Genomic DNA, 248 nt, shown 5'->3' with positions numbered 1-248 from the left:
AATGCCCCCTGCGTCTCGCTCAGCGACCCCGCACGCCTCTGGGTGGTGGTGAACAAGTCGCTGCCGCTGAATCCCCCCGCCTACGAGCCGGCGGACCTCGCTCAGGTGCCGCTGCAGATGACGACGCCGTCCGGACGTGTGCGCTCCGACGTGGCCGCCGCCGTCGGCCGGATGGCGGATGCGGCAGCCGCGGCCGGCGTGGGACGCATCGGGGCGAACAACGGCTACCGCTCCTATGGTCTTCAGGT

General features: G+C 71.4%; 1 pseudogene. It reads left to right on the top strand.

Annotated elements, in window-relative coordinates:
• Positions 1 to 248, top strand: a pseudogene (locus DSP71_RS24010) (D-alanyl-D-alanine carboxypeptidase family protein); the annotation flags it as partial.

This window comes from Microbacterium sp. H6 (genome assembly GCF_003314775.1).
GTDB classification, from domain to species: domain Bacteria; phylum Actinomycetota; class Actinomycetes; order Actinomycetales; family Microbacteriaceae; genus Microbacterium; species Microbacterium oxydans.
This window is presented reverse-complemented; position numbering and strand designations above follow the sequence as displayed.